10 protein-coding genes are annotated in these 23,041 nt (G+C 73.2%); 2 read left to right on the top strand and 8 right to left on the bottom strand.

The genetic code is table 11. The annotated features are described in order from the left end of the window. The 6 genes from BLT23_RS03000 to BLT23_RS02975 are packed head-to-tail and all read right to left on the bottom strand — an operon-like array spanning position 1 to position 18,754. The gene (locus BLT23_RS03000) at positions 1–1,599 is read right to left on the bottom strand and encodes a (2,3-dihydroxybenzoyl)adenylate synthase (RefSeq protein ID WP_090045287.1); all 1,599 of its coding nucleotides are present in this window, start codon (positions 1,597–1,599) and stop codon (positions 1–3) included. Continuing rightward, the gene (locus tag BLT23_RS02995; RefSeq protein WP_090045284.1) at positions 1,596–2,873 is read right to left on the bottom strand and encodes a cytochrome P450; all 1,278 of its coding nucleotides are present in this window, start codon (positions 2,871–2,873) and stop codon (positions 1,596–1,598) included. Before BLT23_RS02995 ends, BLT23_RS03000 begins: the two co-directional genes overlap by 4 nt. Then, complete coding sequence (locus BLT23_RS02990; RefSeq protein WP_090045282.1) at positions 2,870–4,009, bottom strand: Gfo/Idh/MocA family oxidoreductase; 1,140 nt, start codon at positions 4,007–4,009, stop codon at positions 2,870–2,872. Before BLT23_RS02990 ends, BLT23_RS02995 begins: the two co-directional genes overlap by 4 nt. Next, positions 4,006–5,112, bottom strand: coding sequence for a saccharopine dehydrogenase NADP-binding domain-containing protein (locus BLT23_RS02985; RefSeq protein ID WP_143035795.1), 1,107 nt, complete (start codon positions 5,110–5,112; stop codon positions 4,006–4,008). The genes BLT23_RS02990 and BLT23_RS02985 overlap by 4 nt, the downstream gene beginning before the upstream one ends. Further along, entirely contained in the window at positions 5,109–10,559 is a 5,451-nt protein-coding gene (locus tag BLT23_RS02980) for a non-ribosomal peptide synthetase (RefSeq protein WP_090045276.1), read from the bottom strand. Before BLT23_RS02980 ends, BLT23_RS02985 begins: the two co-directional genes overlap by 4 nt. Further along, on the bottom strand, positions 10,556–18,754 hold the full coding sequence (locus BLT23_RS02975; protein WP_090045274.1) for a non-ribosomal peptide synthetase: 8,199 nt from the start codon (positions 18,752–18,754) through the stop codon (positions 10,556–10,558). Before BLT23_RS02975 ends, BLT23_RS02980 begins: the two co-directional genes overlap by 4 nt. Before the next feature lie 452 nt (positions 18,755–19,206). On the opposite strand from BLT23_RS02975, the gene BLT23_RS02970 reads away from it, so the two are divergent. After that, positions 19,207–19,731, top strand: a complete 525-nt coding sequence (locus tag BLT23_RS02970) for an EF-hand domain-containing protein (RefSeq protein WP_176946590.1) — start codon at positions 19,207–19,209, stop codon at positions 19,729–19,731. Positions 19,732–19,832: 101 nt separating this feature from the next. On the opposite strand, the gene BLT23_RS02965 is transcribed toward BLT23_RS02970, so the two are convergent. After that, entirely contained in the window at positions 19,833–20,426 is a 594-nt protein-coding gene (locus BLT23_RS02965; RefSeq protein WP_143035794.1) for a hypothetical protein, read from the bottom strand. 169 nt (positions 20,427–20,595) lie between these two features. Here BLT23_RS02965 and BLT23_RS02960 point away from each other — a divergent pair, with 169 nt between their 5' ends. Further along, the gene (locus BLT23_RS02960) at positions 20,596–21,807 is read left to right on the top strand and encodes a fumarylacetoacetate hydrolase family protein (protein ID WP_090045264.1); all 1,212 of its coding nucleotides are present in this window, start codon (positions 20,596–20,598) and stop codon (positions 21,805–21,807) included. Here the strand turns inward: BLT23_RS02960 and BLT23_RS02955 are convergent. Then, on the bottom strand, positions 21,770–23,041 hold the full coding sequence (locus tag BLT23_RS02955) for a hypothetical protein (protein ID WP_090045261.1): 1,272 nt from the start codon (positions 23,039–23,041) through the stop codon (positions 21,770–21,772). The two genes, BLT23_RS02960 and BLT23_RS02955, sit on opposite strands and share 38 nt — an antisense overlap.

Below are 23,041 nucleotides of genomic sequence, written 5' to 3'. Positions count from 1 at the left end.
TCAGACCAGCAGCCGCGCCAGCGCCTTCTTGTCGGCCTTGCCGACGGGTGTGCTCGGCATCTCCTCCAGCAGCCGGACCTCGTCGACCGTCTTGTAGGCGGCCAGCCCGCGCGCGGCCAGGTGCGTCAGCAGGTCCTCCCGGGTGGGCGCGCCCGTCCCGGCCGGCACGATGAAGGCGACCGACCGTTCGCCGAGGTACGGGTGCGGGGCCGGGAGCAGCGCCGCCGCGCGGACCAGCGGGTGGGCCTCCAGGTGGCCTTCGACCTCGGGGGCCGCGAACTTCTCGCCGCCCCGGTTGATCTGCTCCTTCCGGCGGCCCACCACGACGAGGTGCCCTGACGGCAGCCGCCGGACCAGGTCTCCTGTGCGGTAGAAGCCGTCCGTGAACGCCGTGGCGTTGTGCTCGTCGGCACGGTAGTAGCCGCGCAGCGTGTACGGGCCCTTGGTCAGCAGTTCGCCCACGGCGCCGCCGGGCACCTCGGCGCCGTGCTCGTCGACGACGCGCACCTCGTCGGCCTCCGCGACCGGTCTGCCCTGCGTCGTCGCGATCACCTCGGGAGCCTCGTCCAGTCCGGTCGTGCACAGCAGGCCCTCGGCCATGCCGAACACCTGCTGGAGGGTGCCTCCGAACGTCGCGGCGACCTGGCGGGCGAGGTCGCCGGGCAGCCGCGCGCCGCCGATCTGGAGGACCCGCAGGCTCGACAGGTCCGCGTCGGTCGCCAGCGCCTCGTCCAGCCACAGCGGGGTGAGCAGCGGGTTGATCGCCGTGATCGTCACGCGCTCCCGCTCGAGGAGACCGAAGCAGTACGACGGGTCGGGGTTGTCCGCGAGCACGACGGTGCCGCCGACGCCGAGCACCCCGAGCAGACCGGGACAACCGAACGTGAAGTTGAACCCGATGGTCAGGACCGCCAGGTACACCGCGTCGTCGCCCAGGCGGCACGCCTCGGCCGCCAGCCTGGCGTTGCAGAGGTAGTCGTCGTGCGTGCGCGGGATCAGCTTGGGCGCTCCGGTGGTGCCGCCGGAGAGCAGGAGCAGGGCGACGTCCCCCGGCCGGGCGAGGTCCTCCACCGGCACCGGTGCCGGTGCCAGGAGGTCCTCGAAGGCGATGTGACCGCCGGGATCGCCGACGACGATGACGTGCCGCAACGACGGGACGTTCGCGCGCACGAGTGACGCCAGCTCCCGGTGGTCGAACCTCGAACGGACGTCCGGGACGACGTACGCGACGGCCTCGGTCAGCCGCGCGAGGTGAATCATCTCGGCGTGCCGGTGGCCGGGCTGGGTGTGCACCGGCACGGCACCGAGGTGCTGCAACGCGAACCACAGCACGACGAACTCGGCGCGGTTGGGCAGCTGCACGAGCACCTTGTCCCCCGCCCCGACCCCGAGCGCGCGCAGGCCACCGGCGACGCGCCGGGACTGCTCGAAGAGGTCGCGGTACGTCAGCCGGACCCGGTCGTCGACCAGGGCCGTCCGTTCGCCGGACAACCCGGTCACCCGCTCCAGGAACCGGGAGGACGTTTCGCCGCGCCAGTACCCGGCGGCGCGGTACCGGGCGGCGTCCTCCTCCGGCCACGGGACGAAGTCGGTGGTCACCGCCGCACCACCCGGACGGTCACGCCGTCGCGGGGCCGCATCCCGATCAGGCCGGTGGGTTTCGGGTCCACTTCGGACACCAGACGCAGGTCCGCCCGCTCGGCCACCCCGGTGAGCGCGGCCCGCACGATCGTGGTCGCCAGGACGGCGCCGACGCACCGGTGCGGTCCGCCGCCGAACGGCAGGTACTCGTGGGGAGGCCGGGCGCGGAAGCCCGGCCGGGTGCTGTCCCACCTGCCGGGGTCGAACCGCAGCGGGTCCTCCCACACACTCGCCAGCCGATGGGTGTGGAACGGACTGATGAGCAGCTTGGTCCCCACCGGGAACCGGTGACCCGCGAAGGAGAGCTCGGTCGCCACCGCCCGCGCGACCACCCCGGTCGCCGGGTACAGCCGCAGCGTCTCCCGCACGATTCTGTCCACGGAGGACCGATCGGCGGTGATGGACTCCCACACCGCGCGGTCGGACAGCGAGGCGTGCAGCGACCAGGCGAAGGTCGACGACGTCGTCTCCGCCGCCGCCTCCCAGAAGCTGACCAGCTGGTCGCACAGCTCGTCGTCGGTCAGCGGCGGAACGCCCTGCGCCGCGGCGGCCAGCAACGTGGACAGCACGTCCTCCCCCGCGGGTGTCCGCCCGGACCGCCGCCGGGCACTCTCCGCGGCCACCCAGCGCCGGACGGTCTCGCGGGCGGCGACGGCGCGCTTCCACGAGGGCAGGCCGAGCACCTGCACCCGGCGCCGCAACGGACCGGCGTCGACCGCCCGGTGGATGGTCTCCAGGTGGCCCCGCAGCCCGGCCGCACGAGTGAGGGAGTCAGGTCCGAACAGGATCTCGGTCAGGGCGTCACGCAGGGCGAACCGGAACTGCCGCTGGACCTCGACCACCTCACCCGCACGCCACGTGCCGACGACCCGGTCGACGTGCCGCCGCACCGTCCCGGCGTGACCGGCGGCCCGGTGCGCGGTGAACGCCGGGTGCACGAGCCTGCGGAGCCTCCGGTGCCGCTCGCCGTCGTTGACCAGCAACGCGTTGGCGCCCGCCAGCGGTGTGAGGCTGCCGAAGGCGCGCTGCCAGCTGAACGCCCCGGTGCGGGCCAGGACGAACGCGGTGCTCTCCTGGCCGAGCAGCAGGGCGAAGCGCACAGGACCGGCGCCGAGCCAGGAGACCGGGCCGTTCCGGTCGTGGAGGCGGTCCATCGCACCGTACGGGTCGACCGAGAACTCCTTCAGCTCCCTGACCGCGCCCAACGCCGTCCGGAGCGGTCCCGCGCTCACCGCGGCACCGCCTTGGACTCGGCGGCCACCAGCTCCGGCAGGTCGACGCGGTCCGGTGCGTCCGGGTGGATGAACCGCGGCTCGCCGAGCCGCCGGGTGACGTCCTGCCACATCCCCGCGACGGACAGCGCCCACTGACCGGCCACCGTCGAGCGGCGTTCGTCGGCGATGTCCGCGCGCAGCTCCTTCAGCGCCACCCGCACGGCGTCGGGCCACACCCGGTCGAACACGTCGCGGAACGTCGGGGCGGAGTCCGGTCCCAGCGGTTCGGTGGCCGGGACCTGGAGCCGTTCGGTGCCCGTTCCCTCCATGATCAGGCGGCCGGTCCCGTCGCGTTCGCTGTGCAGGCGCGGGCTCCACAGCACCGGCCCGTGAGTGTCCGCGAGCGAAAGCACGCCGGACTCGAAGACCAGCGAGATCCGGTGCAGCAGCAGCGCGTGGTTGTCCGGGTCGGCCGGGTGGACGTGGTTCTGCACCCGCAACGACACCGGCGTGCCGCCCACGACGCCGTGCAGGTGGGTGTACGGGCCTGGATGGCGGGCCAGGTCGTGCAGCTCCGCCGGGAACGGGGACGCGTCGGCGAACCGCCACGGCCGCAGTCCGCCGACCGCGCGGGCGATCACGTCGAGCAACGGGTGCAGGACCTGGACGCCCGCCATCGCGTCCACGAACAGGGGCGGCTGTTCACGTCGCATGGCCCGTGCCGCCCGCAGGAAGCGCCGGACGGCTTCGACGTGCGGGTAGAAGGCGTTCACCCGGTACCGGACCCCGTGCCGCCGTGCGACGTGCAGGCACTCGGCCAGCTCCATCGGGTGCAGCAGGTGCTCTTGCAGCACGTGGATTCGCTGGGACAGCAGGCTTTGCGCCAGTTCGGCCCCCGCTCCACCGGCCACTCCCGCGCGCACGACGACGCAGGCGATGTCGACGTCGTCCGGCACCTCTTTGGGGTCGTGGTAGCTGGGCACGCCGTAGGCGTCGGCGTAGTGCTGCGACCGCGGGCTGCCCTTGGACAGCACGCCCGCCAGCTCGACTGTCGGGTCCTCGTGCACCGCACGCAGGTAGACGCGGCCGAACGACGTGCCGCACACCACGACGCGGGGCCGGCGGGAGGTGGGGGTCGTCCCGGGAGTCGTCACAGCATCCCTTCCTCGATCGGTTTGGACCACCGGTCGTGGTCGTGCACGTCGAACGCGGACAGCACGCCCAGCTCCACCACCCCGCGCAGCGTCGCCTCGGCGTCGAGCACCTCGTCGGCGTGGTGCAGGCCGGGCGGCACCGAGCCGTCGAGCACCGCGCGGACCGTGAGCGCGGCGGTGGCGGCGCTCAACCGGAAGCTGCTCGTCGTGCGCAGCACGGCCGTCCGCGACCGTTGTCCACTGTGGAGGGTGAACGTCATGAGGTGGTACGGGTCCTGTCCCGCCCGGTCCAGCTCCCCGGCCTCGATCAGCTCGGCGGCCGCGGCGGCGAGCGCGGCCGGCTCGCGCGGCACCCGTCCCCGCAACCGGGACAGGGCGGGGCGCAGCCGGCTGCCGGTGAACACGGTGAACCAGTCGAGCGAGGCGAGCCCCGCCTGCCTGGCCAGGCGGGCGGCGTCGGCGGTGAGGAACGGGACCAGGGTGACCCGGCCGGGGAAGTACGGCAGCTCGACGTCCTCGGCGGTCACCAGCGCGCCGGAGACCACCCGGCCGTCCCGCCAGGCGGCGAGGGCCTCGCCGTACCAGTAGGCGCCCTGCCCCGCCTCCTCCACGCCGTCGACGGTCAGCACGAGGTCGCCCGCCGCAGCGGGGCTGAACCGCTCGACGCCCCCGGCGTGCACCACCAGGTCGGCGCCCGCGAGCCCGTCCGCGGCCAGGACGCGTGGGACCAGGTTGGCCAGTCCTGGCGTCATCCCCGCCGAGAGCACGGCCCTGGCCCGGCCGCGGACCGCGCCGGAGGCCGTCAGCAGGTGGTGCACCGGCCGGTCGCCGGAGATGTCGACGTAGTGGGCGCCCGCGGCGAGTGCGGCCCTGGCGACGCGGTCCAGCAGCGCGTACGACGGTCCCGCGCAGTTCAGCACCACCTCGGCTCCGGCGCAGAACCGCCGCAGGGGCACGGGATCTTCGGCGTCGACGTGGACGGCGCCGCCGGTGGTGTCCCGGTCACCGGCCACCACGTCGTCGATGCCGAGGTCGTGCAGGAGGCCGACCGCAGAACGGCCCACCGTCCCGGCGGCGCCGAGCACCGCCACCGGTCCGCTCACCCGCGCCCACCCGTCAGCAGGGCGCCGAGCCCGGCGGCGTGCGCGGCCGACACGCAGCCGAAGTGGTCGCCGGGGATGTCCCGCACGGTCAGCTCGCCGAGGCAGATCTCCCGCCAGAACTCGCCCACGTCGGTGCGCGTGCCGGGCAGCAGCGTCGACGAGTCGCTGTTGCGCAGCACCGTGATCGGGCCCAGGTACGGCTCCGGCTCGTGCCGTGACACGGCGGACATGCTCTGCCGGAACACCGCGTGGAGACGGGTGTAGTCGGCGAAGGAGCAGTCGCCGGGGTCGTAGGCACCGCCGGAACGGGAGGCGCGGTGCAGCGCCCGCAGTCGCTCCTGTCCCGGCAGCGCCCCGACTTCGCGGAAGCGGGCACCCAGGTCGGCGAAGCGGCCGGTCAGCCCGGCGAGCGCGCCGTCGGGGACCTGGCCGGGGGTCCGGTCCAGGATCGACCGGACCGCGGCGTTGAAGACGTCCGGGTCGGCGGGCCACCCGGCGGCGGCCAGGTCCGTGCCCGTCGCCAGCGCGAACACGTACTCGGCCATCAGCTCGTCGTGCACCGCGGGCGGCCGGTAGGAGCTGATGACGGTCAGCTCGTCCACCGTCGCCCCCGACTCGGTCAGGTCGCGGGCGATCTCGGTGGCCAGCAGGCCGCCCACGCAGTAGCCGACGAGCCGGAACCGGTCGCCGGCGCCGAGCAGCTCGCGCGCGTAGTCGGCCGCGAGCCGGGCCACGACCGTCTCCGGTGGCAGCGCGAGGTACCGGTCGTAGTCCTCGACCTGCACGCCGACCAGCTGCCCGGTCCCGGCCGCCCGCAGGTGTGCGAGCAGCGGCCGGTACGGCTGGAGAGTGCCCGAACCCGCGTGCACGAGGACCGTGGTGACGGCTCCGGCCGACCCGCCCAGCCGCATCAGGGAGGAACGCGCCGGCGTCCGCTCCGGTGCCGCCTCCCCCGACGACCGGATGAACGCCGCCAGCCCGCGCACAGTGGCGTCGCGCAGCATCTGCCGCAGCAGCTCCTGCCACTCCAGCGCGGCGGCCTCCGGTTCGCGCTCCCGCAGCCTGCCGACCATCCGCGACAGCAGCAACGAGTCGCCGCCCAGCGAGTAGAAGTCCTCGCCGCGGGAGACACGGTCGAGGCCGAGCATCTCGGCCCACAGCGCGGCGATCCGGCGTTCCAGGTCGTCGGCGGGCTCCTCGACCACTCGCCCGCCGCGGTGGTCGTCCTGCTGCCCGTCCGCCCACGCGGTCAGCACGGCCCGGTCTACCTTGCCGTTGGGGGTCCTCGGGACGGCGTCCAGCAGCTCCAGCCGCGCCGGCACCATGTGCGCGGGCAGCCGGCTCTCCAGATGGCGGCGCAGCTCGTCGCCGGTCACGCGGGCGCGGTCCGTGCCGAACCTGGCCAGGAACACGCCCTGCCCCGGCGCGGCCAGCGTGTGGCCGACCGGCGGGAGGCACAGCGACTCGTCCGCGCCCGCCTCGCCGAGCAGCGAGATCCACTGGCTCCTGGTGAGGAACGCCTGCCCGGTGCCGGCGCGCAGGTCGGTGAACTCGGCCAGCTCGCTGAAGAACTCGAACTCCATCGACACCAGCAACGGGTAGTTGTGCCGCCGCGTCGGTTCGAGGAAGACCAGCCACCCGCCCGGTGCCAGGACCTCGCGCAGCCTCGCCAGCACCTCACCGGCGTCGCGCGAGTTGTGCAGCACGTTCGCGCACAGCACCACGTCCGCGCTGTTGGGCGGGATGCCCTGCGCGCGGGCGTCGGCGTTGATGTCGAACCGGCCGCAGCGGACCCACGGGTGGTCCGCGAACTTCTCCCGCGCCTCGCCCAGGAAGAACTCGGAGATGTCGGTGAACAGGTAGTCCGGCTCGAACTCGGCCAGCGCCGGGATCAGGTCGGTGCTGGTGCCCGCCACCCCGCCGCCGACCTCCAGCAGCCGCATCCCCCCGCGCGGGTGAGCCGCCGCGACCGCCCGGATCGCCGAGATCATGATCTGGTGCATGCTGTGGCCGACCAGGTTCTCCCGGTAGACGGCGTGTGCCGCGCCGACCTCGCCGTGGGGGAACAGCAGCTCGCGCACGTCCAGCCGTCCGTCGAGCAGCTCGTCCAGGCGGCTGCTGCACGTCCGGATGTACTCCAGGGTCGAGGCGCCGTAGCCGACCCGCTCGTTCAGGTCCTCGATCCGCCGCCACAGCGCCCGGATGTCCTCCTCCGACGCGGCGACCAGGTCGCCGTAGGTGCCGGAGGCGGGGTCGAACCCGACCGCCCCGGCGTGCACCAGGGCGTCCATCCACCGGCGCGGCAACCGGTCCTGCCGTGCGGAGACGCCCGTCGCCGCGGCGATGGCGGCGAGGTCGCACCGGTCGGCGGCGGTGGCGAACAGGCCGTCGGCCCGCAGCCTGGCCGCGATCGAGAGGATCGCGACCTCGTCCACGGCACGCACGAGGGCGGCGAAGTCCTCGCCGCCGTGCTTCGCCTCCAGCTCCCCGGCCGTGGCCGTGGCGACGTCCGCCACGTGCACGAACGACGGTGCCGGTGGCACGGCGGCGGGGGCGGGTTCCGCGAAGCCGGCGAGCCTGCGGGCGTCCCGCTCCCCCGTGGCGACCACCACCGCGTCCGCGACGGCCGGGTGTGCCCGCAGCGCCGCCTCGACCTCGCCGAGCTCCACCCGGTGCCCGCGCACCTTCACCTGGCCGTCCTCCCGGCCGAGGAACTCGATGGCACCGTCCGGCAGGTACCGCCCGAGGTCGCCGGTGCGGTAGAGGCGTTCGCCGGTGCGCGGGTGGACGACGAACCGCTCGGCGGTGCGTCCGGGGTCGCCGAGGTAGCCCTCCGCCAGGCCCGCGCCACCGATGTGCAGCTCACCGGTCACGTGGTCGGGGCAGTCCTCCAGGACGTCGTTCAGGACGTGGAACGACTGGTTCTCCAACGGCGTGCCGTAGGGGATGCTCCGCCAGTGCGGCGGCACGTCGCCGATCGGGTGCCAGATGGACCAGATCGCGGCCTCCGTCGCACCGCCGAGGCTCACCAGCTCCAGGCTCGGGTGCTTCGCGCGCACGCGGCCGGGCAGGTCCACCGGGATCCAGTCGCCGGACAGCAAAGCCAGCCGCAGCCCGGAGATGTCCGCCTCCGGCTCCGAGTCGACGTACGCCTGGAGCATCCGCAACTGGGCGGGCACCGTGTTCCACAACGTCACGCCGTGCCGGGCGATCAGCTCCGCCCAGTGCGACGCGTCGGCCGCCCTGGCGGCGTCGGGGAGCACGAGCCCGCCACCGGCGCCGAGCACGCCGAAGACGTCCCACACGGACAGGTCGAACCCGAGGTTCGCGACCCCGAGCACCCGGTCGGCGGGTCCGAGGCCGAAACGGCGTTCCAGGTCGTCGAGGGTGTTCGCCGCCGCCCGGTGGCTCACCACCACGCCCTTCGGGTCGCCGGTCGATCCCGAGGTGTAGATGACGTACGCCGGGTCTGCCGGCGCCGCACGCCCGGCGGGCGCGACGTCCCCGGCGGGTTCCACGGCGAGATCGACGACGACCGGGTGCGCGGGAAGGTCCCTCGCCACCTCGTCCCCGGTCCGCACCACCGCGAACCGGACTCCCGCGTCGCGCAGGACCCGGTCCCTCCTGGCGACGGGCTGGCCCGCGTCGATCGGCAGGTACACCGCGCCCGCGGCGAGCACGCCCAGCACGGCCACGACCTGCTCGGCGCTCTTGTCCATCACGACCGCCACCCGTTCACCGGGCGCACAACCGTTCTCGCGCAACGCCGCCGCCAGGTCGGACGCACGGGCCGCGAGCTCGCCGAACGTCATCGCCGTGCCGCCGGACACCACCGCGACCGCGTCCGGGCGCGCGGCGGCCCGGGCGAACACCGGTTCGTGCAGCAACCGGGCGCGACGGTCGGCGGCGGTGTCGTTGACCGACTCACGGCGCCGCCGCTGATCCTCCGGCAGCCGCACCGGCTGGCGGGCGGTCCACGCGTCGTCGTCCGTCGCCAGCGCGTGGACCAGGTCGCGGAACGCCTCGAACGCGTCGGCGGCCACACCGTCGGCCAGCACGCCGCGCCGCACGTCCCACGCGAGCATGAGGCTGCCGTCGTACTCGGTGAGCTGGCAGTCGATCCACACCTGGGGCGTCTGCGTGAGGCCGCGGCGGATCCGCACCGGTGGCCGTGCCGGACGGCCGAGGCCCGCGGTGCTGGTGAACACGACGGGCATCAGCACCGGGCTGCCCGCGCGGCGCGTCAGCTCGGCCAGCACGTCCACTCCCGTGAACGACCGGTGGTCCAGGTCCTCGAACAACCGGGCCGCGACCGCCCTGACCCGGCCGGCGAACGCGGCGGCCTCGTCCAGGTCCACGGCGAGCAGGCCGACCGACGAGAAGTCGCCGACCAGGTCGTCCACCCGCTCGTGCACCGGCAGGCGACCGGCGACCGGGAGGGTGAGGGTGAACCGGCGGTGACGGCTCCACCGGCCGATGACCTCGGCGTAGGCGGCCAGCACCGTCGCGGACACCGTCACCCCGTGCGCACGCGCCCGGTCCCGCAGGCCGGTCAGCTCGACGTCGGTGAGCCAGTGGTGCACCCGGTCGAACCGCACCGGACCGGCCGGTGCGTCCTGTTCGGACAGTGGCAGCAGCGGAGCGGGCGGGAGGTCGTCGATCCTGTCCAGCCAGTACTTCCGGTCGCGCTGGTAGCGCGGCGTGTCGCGCAGCTTCCGCTCGGCCAGGACGTAGTCGCGGAAGGTGATCTCCGGCGGGGAGGGAAGCCCGGTGCCGCCGCTGACGAGCTCGCCCAGCTCACCGAGCAGTGCTTGCAGGCTCGACGCGTCCACCGTCAGCAGTTCCACCGCCAGGTGCACGATCGTCGCCTCGCGGGTCCGGGTGACGCGCACCGCGAACAGCGGCCACCGCCCGGTGTCGCCCAGCCGGCCCGTCAGCTCGTCGCGGCAGGCGTCCAGGTGCGCCTGAACCCGGTCGGGCGGGGCGTCGCGCAGGTCTGCGACCGGCACCCGGTACCGGTCGACCTCCGGCAGCACGCGCTGGTAGCCGTCCGCGTGGACGACGGCGCGCAGCATGTCGTGCCGGGCGACGAGCTCGTTCCAGGCGTCCTCGACCCGTCCGGGCTCGGCGCCGGGAAGCTCGACCTCCAGGTAGCTCGTGCAGGCCGCACCGCCGTACGGGTAGGCGGGGTGGCGGCCCAGGAGGTACGCGGACTGGACGGGGGTGAGCGGGAACGGGTCGTGGCGCCCGGCGGGGTCCGGTTCCGCCGGCGGCAGCTCCGACTCGCGTTCCAGCAGCCGCAGCACCTCGGTCTTGTTGGCGCGCAACGCGGTCCGCCGTTCGTCGGTCAGCACGCCGCGCGGTGCCCGGAAGCGCAGGTCGCCCTCGTCGGCCCACAGGCTGACGCCGAGGTGCCTCAGCTCCGTGAGCAGGTCGGTGATCGTCACAGACTGCCTTCCTCCTCGTCCTGACTGCCGATCGCGTGGCCGACGGCGGCGGCGAGATGCGCGACGGTCGGGTCGGCGAAGAAGTCGCGCAGCGACACGGTGACCCCGAACCTGCCGCGTACCAGCTGGACCAGCCTCGTCGCGCTGAGGGAGTCGCCGCCGAGGGCGAAGAAGTTGTCGTGCCCGGTCCCCGGCGCCCGGTCGAGCAGCTCGCCCCAGAGGTCCGCGAGCACGCGTTCCCTGCCGGACAACGACTCCCGCGCGACCGGCTCCCCGGCGGGCACCAGCCGCCCGGCCAGCGCGGTGCGGTCGACCTTGCCGTTGGCGGTCAGGGGGAACCCGTCCACCCGGACGACGCCGGGGATCGCGTGGCCGGGCAGGCGTTCGGCGAGGAACCCCGGCAGGTCGCCCAGCGGGGCGTCCTCCTCCGCCCGCACGAACGCCACGAGCCGCTTGCCGTCCCTGCCCGCCACTGCGGCGGCGACGGCGTGGCGGACACCGGGGAACGCCGACACGGCGGCCTCGACCTCGCCCATCTCCACCCGGTGGCCCCGGATCTTCACCTGGTCGTCGCGCCTGCCCAGGAACTCCAGCGTGCCGTCCGGCCAGTAGCGGCCCACGTCCCCGGTCCGGTACCAGGACGTGCCGTCGTGGTCGAGGAACCTGGCCGCGGTGAGCTCCGGGTCGCCGCGGTAGCCGCGGGCCACCCCGGTCCCGCCGATCCACAGCTCACCCGGCACCCAGTCCGGCCGGTCGCGGCCCTCCTCGTCGACCACCCGGAACCTCTGGTTGCGCAACGGGAAGCCGTACGGGACGGACGCCCAGCCCGGGTCGGCCACCCCGGCGTCGCAGGCGTTGGACCAGATCGACGCCTCGGTCGCCCCGCCGAGCGCGACCAGGGCGCACCGGGTCTGCCGCGCGAGCCGGGCAGGCAGGTCGAGTCCGACCCAGTCGCCCGACAGCAGGACCAGGCGCAGCGAGTCCGGCAGCCCCGCACCGGTCTCGGCCGCGGTCAGCAGCATGTCGAACACGGCGGGCACGGAGTTCCACACCGTCACCCGGTGCTCGCGGGCCAGCGCCAGCCAGCGTTGCGGGTCGCGGCGCTCGTCCTCCGCGACGAGGACGACCGTCCCGCCCGAGCCGAGCAGCCCGAACAGGTCGAACACGGACAGGTCGAAGTCGGCGGCGGACAGCGCCAGCACGCGGTCGTCCGGTCCGACGCCGTAGCGGTCGCACACGTCGGCGACGGTGTTCACCGCGCTGCGGTGCCGGATCTCGACACCCTTCGGTTCCCCGGTCGACCCCGAGGTGAACAGCACGTACGCCAGCCCGTCCGGAGCGCCACCGATCGCCTCCAGCGGCGCGAACCGTTCCGCGTCGCGAATGGACAACGACCGCACGCCGTCCCGCGGCGTCCCGTCGCCCAGCAGAAACGCGGCACCCGCCCGGTCGAGCATGCGGGCGGCGCGCACCGGCGGCTGGTCGGCGGAGACCGGTACGTAGGCCGCGCCCACGGCCAGCACGCCGAGCAGCGCGGCCACCTGGTCGCCGCCCTTGGGCAGAGTCACCGCGACCGGATCTCCCGGGCGGACACCGTGATCGGCGAGCATCCCCGCCACGTGCCGGGCCCGGTGCGCGAGCTCGCCGTACGTCAGGCGCCCGCCCCGGCTCTCCACCACGGCGACGCGGTCCGGGTGCGCCGCGGCCTGCTCGAAGAACGCGCCGTGCAGCAGTCCCCCGCCGAGGGTGCTCTCCGGTTCCGGGCCCGTCGTCGCGTTGACCTTCTCGCGCACCGACCGCTGGGCGGCTGGCAGCAGGTCGGGCGGCTCGGCGGTCCAGTCGCCCTCGGCGAGCCACGACACGAGGTCGCAGTAGGCGTCGAACATGGCGTCCACCACGCCCTCGGGAAACAGCTCGTCCACCGAGTCCCAGCTCAGCAGCAGGCCGTCCGGCAGCTCGATCACCTGGTGGTCGAGCCACACCTGCGGCGTCTGCGACCGAGTGCGGTCCGGCCAGCGCACCGCCGCGGCCAGCGCGTCGTCGACGCCCAGCATGCTGGTGAAGACGACCGGGACGGGCTCGGCCAGGCGGGCGTTCTCCCTGGCCAGCTCCCGCAGCACCCGAACACCGGACACCTGCTGGTGGCCGAGGTCGCGCCACACCTGCTCCTGGAGCCGCCGCACCCGGCCGAGCCAGCTCTCCCCCGGTTCCGGCCGGTCCGCGACGAGCAGCAGCGAGGTGAAGTCGCCGACGACGCGGCCGATGTCCGGGTGCACGTCCCGCCGGTCGAACAGGGTCATGTTCACCGTCAGGTCGCGGCTCGCGCTCCACGCGCCGAGAACGAGCGTGTAGCAGGAGAACAGCACGACGCTGGGCGTCACGTTGAACGCCTTCGCCCGCTCCGTGACGGCACGCCACCTCGCGGTGCCCAGGCCGCGTTCACGGCGTTCGAACCGGGGACGGACGATCTCGGCGGGCCTCGCCCGCAACGGCAGCTCCGGTCCCGGCGGCAAGCCCGTCATGCGTCCACGCCAGTACTCCAGCGCCTCGGCGAGCACCTCCGGTTCCGGGACGGTGCCCAGCACGTAGTCGCGGAAGGACACCCCGATGGGCGGGAGCGCCGCCTGCGGGTCGCGGTAGAGCGCGTCCCACTCGGCCAGCAGCGTGAGGATGCTCAGCCCGTCCACGGCGATGTTGTCGAACGCCACGCACAGCCGGGCCGTGCCGTTCGCACGGGTCATCACGCGGATGTCGAACAACGGCCAGCTCTCCACGTCGACAGCGCCGTGGCACATGAGCTCCCGCACCTGCTCCTGCACGTGCTCCGGTGACTCACCACCGTCGACGACCGTGATGGCGTAGTCCGGTACCTCGGGCAGGACGCGCTGCATCCCGTCCGGCGTCACGACCGCCCGCAGCATCTCGTGCCGGGCGACGAGCCGGTTCCACGCCCGTTCCAGCCGCGGCACGTCCAGTTCCGCGTGCTCGTACTCGACGTACAGCTGGGCGCCGATCCCACCGAGCCGGAAGTCCGGCGAGCGGCCCACCCAGTAGGCCGCCTGGACGTCGGTCAGCGGGAACGGGTCGTGGCGGTGCTCCTCGTCCGCGGCGAGCACCGCGGGAGCCGTCGCCGCACCGTGCGTGATCGTCGCCGCGAACTCGTGCAGCACCGGGTGGGTGAACAGGCGGGCCAGCTCCGCGCCCGCCAGGCCCTCGGCGCCGAGCCGGACCATCAGGCGAGTGGCCAGGATGCTGTCGCCGCCGAGCTCGAAGAAACCGTCGGAGCGCCGGACCTCCCGCACCCCGAGGACCTCGGCCCACACCCTCGCGACCGCCTCCTCGACCGCGGTGGCCGAGGGCCCCGGCCGGGCCACCTCCTGCCGGTCGGCCACCCTCGCTTCCAGGGCGGTGTTCCTCAGAGTGACGTCGTCCGGCGTGAGCGACAGCGGGAGCGGTGCGGACCAGTCGGCCTCGGCCAGGCTCTCGACCAGCCGCACGTAGCCGTCGAACATCGCGTCCACGACGCCGTCCGGGAACAGGTCCTCGACGGCGTCCCAGTCGACGGTGATCCCGCCGCCGGACCTCGCCACCTTGTTGTCCAGCCACACCTGGGGCGTCTGCGTGACGCCGTAGACCTGCTCCGCGAACGGGCCGGACAGCTCGGACGGGACGTCGACGCCGAGCACGCTGGTGAACACGACGGGGACCGACGCGGACGCCGTCCCGCGGCGCCGGGCCAGCTCGCGCAGCGCCCAGATGCCCGACGCCTCCCGGTGCGAGAGGCCGCGGCCCTGTTGTTCCTGCAACGCGCGGACGTTCTCGGCGAACGCCTCACCGTCGTCCCGGTGGTGGCTCACCAGCAGCAGCGACGCGAAGTCTCCGACGACGTGGTGCACGTCCGGGTGCACGTCGTTGCGGTCGAAGAGGGTCAGGGTGACCGTCAGGTCGCGCTGGTCGCTCCACGCGCCCAGAACCTCGGCGTAGCAGGCGAGCAGGACGGCGCTGGGTGTGAGGCCGTGCTCGCGGGCACGGGCCGTGATCGAGGCCCACGTGCGGGCGCCGATGTCGTGGTGCCGGCGGTGGAACGTCGGCCTGCCGGACGCGGCAGGGTCCCCGGCCAGGGGCAGCGCCGGTGGCGGCGGCAGCTCGCGGACGCGTCCGCGCCAGTACTCCCGCGCCTGCCCCAGCCGCTCCGGGTCCGGCCGGACCTGGAGCACGTAGTCGCGGTACGACAGGCCGAGCGGCGGCAGCACGGCGTCCGGGTCGGCGCTCAGCCTGGCCCATTCCGCCAGCAGCACCATGATGCTGCGGCCGTCCATCACGATGCTGTCCAAGCCGACGTGCAGCCGCGTGCACCGCCGCCCGCCGCTGACGTGGTGCACGGCGCGGATGTCGAACAGCGGCCACGTCGAGGTGTCGAAGAGCTGGTGGGACAACGAGGTGCGCAGCCGGTGCAGGGTGGCCTCCGGCCGGTGGCCCGCGTCGGTCGCGCGGATCCGGTAGCGCGGAACCTCGGGCAGGATGCGCTGGGTGCCGTCGGCGGCGATGACGGCGCGCAGCATCTCGTGCCGGGCGACGAGCCGGTTCCACGCCTCCTCGACCCGGGACAGGTCGACGTCGGCCCCTTCGAACTCGACGTAGAAGTGCGAGCCGACGCCGCCGAGCGGCAGGCTGCCGTCGCGCCCGATCCAGAACGCCCGTTGCACGTCGGTGAGCGGGAAGGGCTCGTACCGGTGCCCGGGGTCCGGTCGCACCACGGACTCGGGCCGCGCGTCGCCCGCGACGAGCCGGGCGGCGAAGTCGCGCAGGACCGGTGTGGTGAAGAGGTCCGCCAGCTCCGCGCCGCGCAGGCCGAGGCGGCCGAGGCCGCTCATCAGGCTCGTCGCCAGCAGGCTGTCCCCGCCCAGGGCGAAGAAGTCGTCGCCGGGCCCCACCTCCTCGACGTCGAGCAGGTCGCGCCACACCTCGGCGACCGCACGTTCGACCGGGCTGAGCGGCGCCGGGCTGACGGGACTTCCACGCCTGCCCGCCCCGGCTTGCAGCGCCCGGTGGACCGCCTTGCGGTCGATCTTGCCGTTCGGGGTGAGCGGGAGGGCCTCCACGACGCTGAGGTGTTCCGGCACGAGGTAGCCCGGCACGCGGCCGGCCAGCCACGTCCGCAGCGCCGCGGGCTCCAGCGACTCCGGGGCGACCACCGCGGCGGCCAGCTGCCGGGAGGCGGTCAGCACGACGGTCGCCACCGCCGCGTCCACCAGCGGGTGCCCGGTCAGCACGGCCTCGACCTCGCCCAGCTCGATCCGGTGGCCGCGGATCTTGACCTGGTGGTCGGTGCGGCCGAGGAACTCCACGGTGCCGTCGGGCAGGTAGCGGGTCAGGTCGCCGGTGCGGTACCAGCGCCGGCCGTCGTGCTCGACGAACTTCTCCGCCGTGCGCACGGGATCGCCGCGGTAGCCGTGCGCGAGTCCCGCGCCGCTCACCCACAGCTCTCCGGCGACCCAGTCGGGGCAGTCCCGGCCCCTGCTGTCCACGACCCGGCAGGTGACGTTGCGCAGGGGCGTGCCGTAGGGAACCGCCCGCCACCGCGGGTCGGCCTCGCCCACCTCGCACGCGGTGGCGTGGACGGCGGCCTCCGTCATCCCGCCCAGGCCCGCGAACCGGCAGCCGGGCACCAGCTCCCGCAGCCGGTGCGGCAGGTCCGGCGTGACGCGGTCGCCGCCGAGCATGACCAGCCGGAGCGAGTCGCCGAGACCGGGTCCGTCCGCCGCCACGAGCAGCATGTCCAGCAGCGCGGGCACGGCGCTGACCACCGTGACGCGCCAGTGGCGGATCAGCTCGGCCCACGCGGCGGCGTCGCGCCGCAGCCCCTCGTCCGGGACCACCACGCTGCCGCCGGACCCGAGGAACGCGAACAGGTCGTAGGCCGACAGGTCGAAGTCCAGTGCCGACAGGGCGATCGTGCGGTCCTCCTGCCCCACGCCGAACAGGTCGCCGACCGCGTCGACGGTGTTCGCCACCGCCCGGTGCGGCACCTCCACCCCCTTCGGCACCCCCGTCGAGCCGGACGTGAAGATCACGTACATCACGGCCTCCCGCTCGACCGCCACCGGCGCGGACAGCGGCGTGAACGCGGCGGAGTCGTCGAGCACCAACGCTTCCGGGCCGGCCGGGACCGCGGCCGTCTCCCGGTCGCAGAGCACGTACCGCACTCCCGCCGCGCGGTGGACCGCCGCACGCCGGGCAGGAGGAACGTCCACACCGGACGGAACGTAGGCCGCCCCCGCCGCCAGCACGCCGAGCACCGCCACCACCTGGTCCACGCCCTTGGGCACGGTGATGCCGACGCTGTCGCCCGCCCCCACCCCGCGCGCCCGCAGCAGTGCCGCCACGCGCAGCGCCCTGGTGGCCAGCTCCCCGTAGCTCAGCGAGCCGTCCTCACCCCACAGCAGCGCCGGACTATCCGGAGTGGACAGAGCGTGGGCGAAGAACCGTTCGTGCAGCGGGGCACCGGGCGGCGGGCCCGCCGTGTCGTTGACCTTCTCGCGTACTTCGCGCTGCCGCGGCGGCAACAGCGAAGGGACCGCTTCGTCCCACGGCGTGCCGCCGTCGAGCAGACCGCGAACCAGACCGGTGTAGGCGTCGAACATCGCGTCGAGGACCCCGGGCGGGAAGAGTCCCTCCCGTGCGTCCCAGTTCGCGAGGATTCCGCCGTCGAACTCCGTGACCTGGGCGTCCAGCCACACCTGCGGCGCCTGCGAACCGACCCAGCACGGCTCACCGAAGCACCGCCGCACCTCGCGGCCGAACAGCTCGCCGAGCCCCAGCGCGCTCGTGTGGACCACCGGGGCCAGCACGCGCTCGCCCCCGTTGAGCCTGCTCAGGTCGCGCAGCACCTCGACGCCCGTGTACTCGGCGTGGCCGAGCGTCTCCCGCAGCCGGGACTGGAGGTCGTGCGCCCGCTGCGCGAACGACAGCGGCGCGGACATGTCCACGTCCAGCAGGACGGAGCTGGAGAAGTCGCCGACGAGCCCGTCCACGTCCTCGTGCAGCGGCTCCCGGTAGAACACGGGCAGGTTCAGCAGGAACCTGTCCGTCGAGCTCCACGCCGCGATGGTCTCCGCGAACACCGCCGCGAGAACGGCGGCCGGTGTGAGGCTGTGCGCCGCGGCCCGTTCCCGCAGCCGCAGGACGTCGTCGCCGGAGAACCAGTGGTGCCGCCGGGTGAACCCACCCGTGTCCTCGGTGCCCACGGGGAGAGCGGGCGGGCCGGGCAGTCCGGGAAGGCGGTCAGCCCACCACGCCCGTGCCCGCTCCCTCGCGTCTCGGCGGGACGCGGCCCGTTCGGCGAGATAGCGCGGATAGCTGAAACGCAGTGGCGGCAACGGGTCGTCCGGCGTCCGGTACAGGTGGGCGAGGTCCGCGAGGACGGTGCGCAGGCTCAGCGCGTCCGCCGCGACCATCTCCAGGTTCAGGTGCAGCCGGCTGGCCCCGGAGGGCAGGGAGGACAGCTCGATCTCGAACACCTCGCCCGCCGCGAGGTCCCCTGCCCGATTCGCCAGCCGCTCGCGGATGCGCGCCAGCCGTGCCTGCACCTCGTCGTCCGGGAGGTCGCGCAGGTCGTGGACGGTGAGGCCGGACCCGCCGTTCTCCCCGATGCGCTGCGTGCCGTCCGGCCCGACCAGGACCCGCAACATGCCGTGCCTCTCGACGACCGCCCGCAGCGCCCTGCCGAGCCGCTCCGGGTCGACGCCCTCACCGGGGCGGGTCTCGAGCTCCGTGCAGAAGTGCGCGGCCACCCCGCCCAGCTCCTGACCGGGCGACCGCCCGAGCCAGAACGCGTGCTGCATCGTGGCGAGCGGGAACGGCGCCGACTCGTCCACCACGACCGGCGCGCTCTCCCGCGCCCGGTCCTCGCGCCGGTTGCGGAGGACGAGCTCCCACCAGGCCGCCGGGGTCGGGCGTGCCGCCAGCTCGCTGGACCCGACCCGCACGCCGTTGCGGCGCAGCAGGGCCGCCGTCCGCAGCACGAAGATCGAGTCGACGCCGAGGGCGACGAGGTCGGCGTCCTCGGTCACCTGGTCGTGACGCAGCCCGGTGGACCGGCAGATGTGCTCACGCACCTCGGCCTCGTCGCGCGGCCACTGCCCTCCGTCCCGCCGCGGGACGTCCGGCTGCGGGAAGGTGATCCTGTCGATCATCGTGTCGTCACTCCGGGGCGCCGCGTCAGGACAGGACAGGTGAGCTCCGCCGCGCCGGAAGACCCGGCAGGCGGAACTGCCTTCAGCAGGATGGAGTGCGGAACCGGTCCCGGCGCTGCCCCGTCCCGCCGACAACCCCATCGTGCGAGGCGATCACTACTCACCGGGGAACGGTGATCACTCTCGGCACTTCGATTCGGCGTCCGGAATCGCCGGGGAACACCCGGACGAGCGCTGTCGGCGACACGGGAAACACCGAGGCGTAAATGCGTCCGACATCGCGCCCCGCTCTGCACAGCCCGTGGCGAAGTACAGCTTTCCGGGCACCATTCCCTCCCCTGCGGAGTGACGAACGAGCCGGTCAGGCGCGGTGGACGGTATACACGACCGGAAGGTCACACGAGTTCCACCGCGACAATTCGACGCCAACCAGCAGCGCAAGGAGAAACGCGATGACTTCGGGCTTGCAGGAGCAAAAACGCGAACTGTTGTTCTCGAAGCTGGACAGGAACAACGACGGCGCGATCGACCAATCGGACATCTTCGCGCACATCGAGGGGTTCCTCAGGGATTTCAACGTCCCGATGGACTCGATCCAGGCCATGGACATCCGCAGGTCGGGCGCCGAGCTGTGGCAGCTGCTGAGCCACGCCGACAGCGACGGCGACCGCGTGATCACCAAGGAGGAGTACGCCGAGGCGATCGACGAGAGCGTGGTGGAACGGATCTACGTCTCGATGAACGCCTCCTTCTTCCGGATCATCGACGTGGACGGCGACGGCCTCGTCACCGAGCAGGAGCTCGCCAGGGCACTGCTGCGGGACGGGATCGACCCCGAGGGCGTGCGCGCCGCGTTCCAGCGGCTCGACACCGACGGCGACGGGCACATCACCAAGGCGGAGTGGGACCAGGCGACGAGGGAGATGCTGCTGAGCTCGGACCCGCGGTCAGCGGGAAGCATGCTGCTCGGTCTCTGACGGGACCCGCTGCGGCCGCTGTGCCCGGCGTCTTCCGAGGAGGCGTCGCCGATCCGGACACTCGGCGACGCCTCCTCGGCTCGTGGGTGCCGGGTCACCCCTCAGCCCGGCCTCAGCACGCCCATCGCGCTGTAGACGAGGTAGGCCAGGTAGAAGTGTCCGTAGCAGGCGATCGCCACGACGGCGGCGGGAACCACCGGTCCGAAGCCCGACAGGAAGCTCGACGACCCCTGGCGGCGGCGGGAGATCCACTCGGCCAGGTCGATGTAGGTGACGACCCCCGCGACCAGCGGCCCCGCGAAGGCGGCCACGAGCGCGACCAGCGAGGCGACGACCTTCGCGAGCACGACGCCTCCCGCCTCCCCTGAGCCGGGCGCCCCGAAGACGAGCCAGTCGGTGAAGAAGAACGAGTCGCTCATGAGCAGCACGGCCATCAGCACGACGAAGGCCGACAGGTAGCCGCCGGACGACTCCCGCTGCGCGCCGCCAGGGCTCTGGCGGTCGACGCCCCGATGTCCGTGGCCGTCGGCGACCGAGGTCTCCGCCGCCTGCGGGCGTTTCTCCCGGAAACGGGCCATCGCCCACTGCTCCACGAACAACGCGCCGACGTAGGCGATGAAGGCCAGCTGGGCCGGCGCTCCCTCTTTGAACTTCCAATAGAGGTACAGCACCAAGCCCGTGAGAAGAACGCGCACCGCGGCCCGACCCGTCGCCATAGTGCACGGTGAATCGCGTGGCCGGAGATACCCGTTACCGGGCTCGCGGCCCTTCGCACCGCCGTGCGGCGCTGTCGCCCGAAGCCCTGGTGGGGGAAGCTCGTCGGGACTTCGAGCTGATCTCGCGGTGCGAGCAGGAAGGACTTCCATGGGGATCTCACTCAGCGCGGCCGACGTTCTCCCCCTCGACGCGGCGGACGCCACTCTCGTCGGGAGGGTCTTCGACCCGGCGGTGGGCGGCCCGTCGGTCGTGACGATCCGCGGCGACGAGGTCGTGGACCTGTCGGCGGTGGCACCCACGGTGTCGTCGTTGCTGGAGCGGCCGGACGTGGTGGAGGTCGTCAGGGGTTCCCAGGGCGGCACGTCGTGGCCGCTCGCGGACGTCCTGGCCGCCACGGCGAACCCGTCCGGTGACGTTCCCCGGTTGCTCGCGCCGGTCGACCTTCAGGTGCTCAAGGCGGCCGGGGTGACCTTCGTGCGCAGCATGCTCGAACGGGTCATCGAGGAGCGGGCCGACGGTGACCCCGCCCGTGCCGAGGAGGTGCGGCGGAAGGTGGGCGCGATCGTCCAGGGCCACATCTCCCACCTCAAGCCGGGGTCGGCGGAGGCCGAGGAGGTGAAGCGGGTGCTCCAGGCCGAGGGCCTGTGGTCGCAGTACCTCGAGGTCGGCATCGGCCCCGACCCCGAGATCTTCACCAAGGCCCCGGTCCTGTCGGCCGTGGGACCGGGTGCCGACATCGGCGTGCTCGCCCGCTCGGCCTGGAACAACCCCGAACCCGAGCTCGTCCTCGTGGTGAGCTCGCGCGGGGTGCCGGTCGGCGCGACGCTCGGCAACGACGTCAACCTGCGCGACTTCGAGGGCCGGAGCGCGCTTCTGCTCACCGAGGCGAAGGACAACAACGCGTCCTGCGCCATCGGGCCGTTCCTGCGGCTGTTCGACGACGGGTTCACGCCGGCGGACGCCAAGGCCACCGAGATCGCCCTGGACATCACCGGGCCCGACGGGTTCGAGCTGCACGGCGTCAACCCGGTGTCCGAGATCAGCCGGGAGCTCGACGAGCTCGTGTCCCACGCCTACGGCGCCCACCACCGCTACCCGGACGGGTTCGTGCTGTTCACCGGCACGATGTTCGCGCCGACCGAGGACCGCGACCAGCCCGGTGAGGGGTTCACCCACAAGGTCGGCGACGTCGTCCGCATCTCCTCGCCCCGCCTGGGCGCGTTGACGAACGTCGTGAACACCGCCGAGGCCGCGGACGACTGGACGTTCGGCATCACCGCGCTGATGGAGAACCTCGCCGCCCGCGGCCTGCTGGGTTCCGTCACGACTTCCCGGACACCCACTCGCCCTTGTTCGTGATGTGGTCGCCGGTGGGTTCCAGCGACTCGCGGTCGAGGACGTCGAACCGCTTCTCGCTCGCGTCCCACTTCGCGAACAGCGGGAACACCGGCGAGGCGTGCTGCCGGTAGACCATGACGATCTCGTTCACCGGCTGGGTGGCTCCCGCGCCGAGGATGCGGCTGTGTTCGAGGGCATCGGTGCGCCGCACGGCGATGTGGGCGTCGTCGGCGCGCACCACCTCGCCGCCGGTGAGGTGCACCCGGCCGGTGACGCCGTAGCGGACCTTCTTGGGCTGGTCCGGGCCGTCGGTGTCGTCGACGTAGATGGTGTGCATGTCGCTGCCCTGCGCCAGGCGGATCCGGGTGAACGTGGAACGGATGGCGCGCAGGAAGTTGTCGTCGGGGTCCTTGAGCGAGGAGATGGCGTGGAAGATCTTCGCGTCGCGTTCGGTCGGCACGGGCATCAGGACGAGGACGGCGTCCTTGTAGAACTTCAGCTGTTTGTCGATGACGGGCTTGCGCGAGTCGAGCAGTGAGGCGCTGAGGTCGTAAAGACCCTCGGTGTCCTTCTTGCTGGCGCCGGTTTTCGGGTCCACGAAGTTCGCGGGATCGGTCCGCTTCAGGATTCCGCCTGCCGTGCGGTCGAGCAGGATGTCACGGCGCTTGGCGACGTTCTTGCGTTCGGCGCGGTTGACGATCGAGAACGTGCCGCCGCGGCCGGTGGCGCTGATCTGCCTGGCCGACATCCGGTTCGCGGTGTAGACGCCGTGCCAGGTCTCCTTGGCCTCGTCGGCTTTCACGCGCTCCCACCACTGCTTGATCTGCGGCAGCCGCTCCTTCCAGGTGTCGCCGGACCCGCCGAGCGCGTCGAGCCCTTCCGCCAGCACCCGTCTCTCCGTCGCGGCCTGGTCGTCCCAGCGCTGCTTGCGTCTGCGTTCCTGCTCCTCGACCCACACCGGGTCCTTGCGCTGCTCGATCTCCTTCGCCAGCGCGTCCAGGTCGCTCTGCGGCAGGAAGGGGTGCTTGACGTGCCCTTCCAGGATCGACAGCACCTCCTCCAAGGCGTCGAGCTCCAGTTCGCTCGTCGTCAGCACGTACTCGGGGACCATCTTGCCCGCGGCCCCGTCCCACACCTCGTCCCCCGTTTCGAGCAAGGTGCGCAGCCGCGCCACCTTGTCCGCCTCGTCGTCGTCAAAAGCCTTTTCCCAGCCACCGCGACCGATCTGCACCGTCAGCACGCTCCTGTTCTCCAC

Origin of the sequence: Lentzea fradiae (assembly GCF_900100955.1) — a bacterium.
Lineage (GTDB): Bacteria > Actinomycetota > Actinomycetes > Mycobacteriales > Pseudonocardiaceae > Lentzea > Lentzea fradiae.
This window is presented reverse-complemented; position numbering and strand designations above follow the sequence as displayed.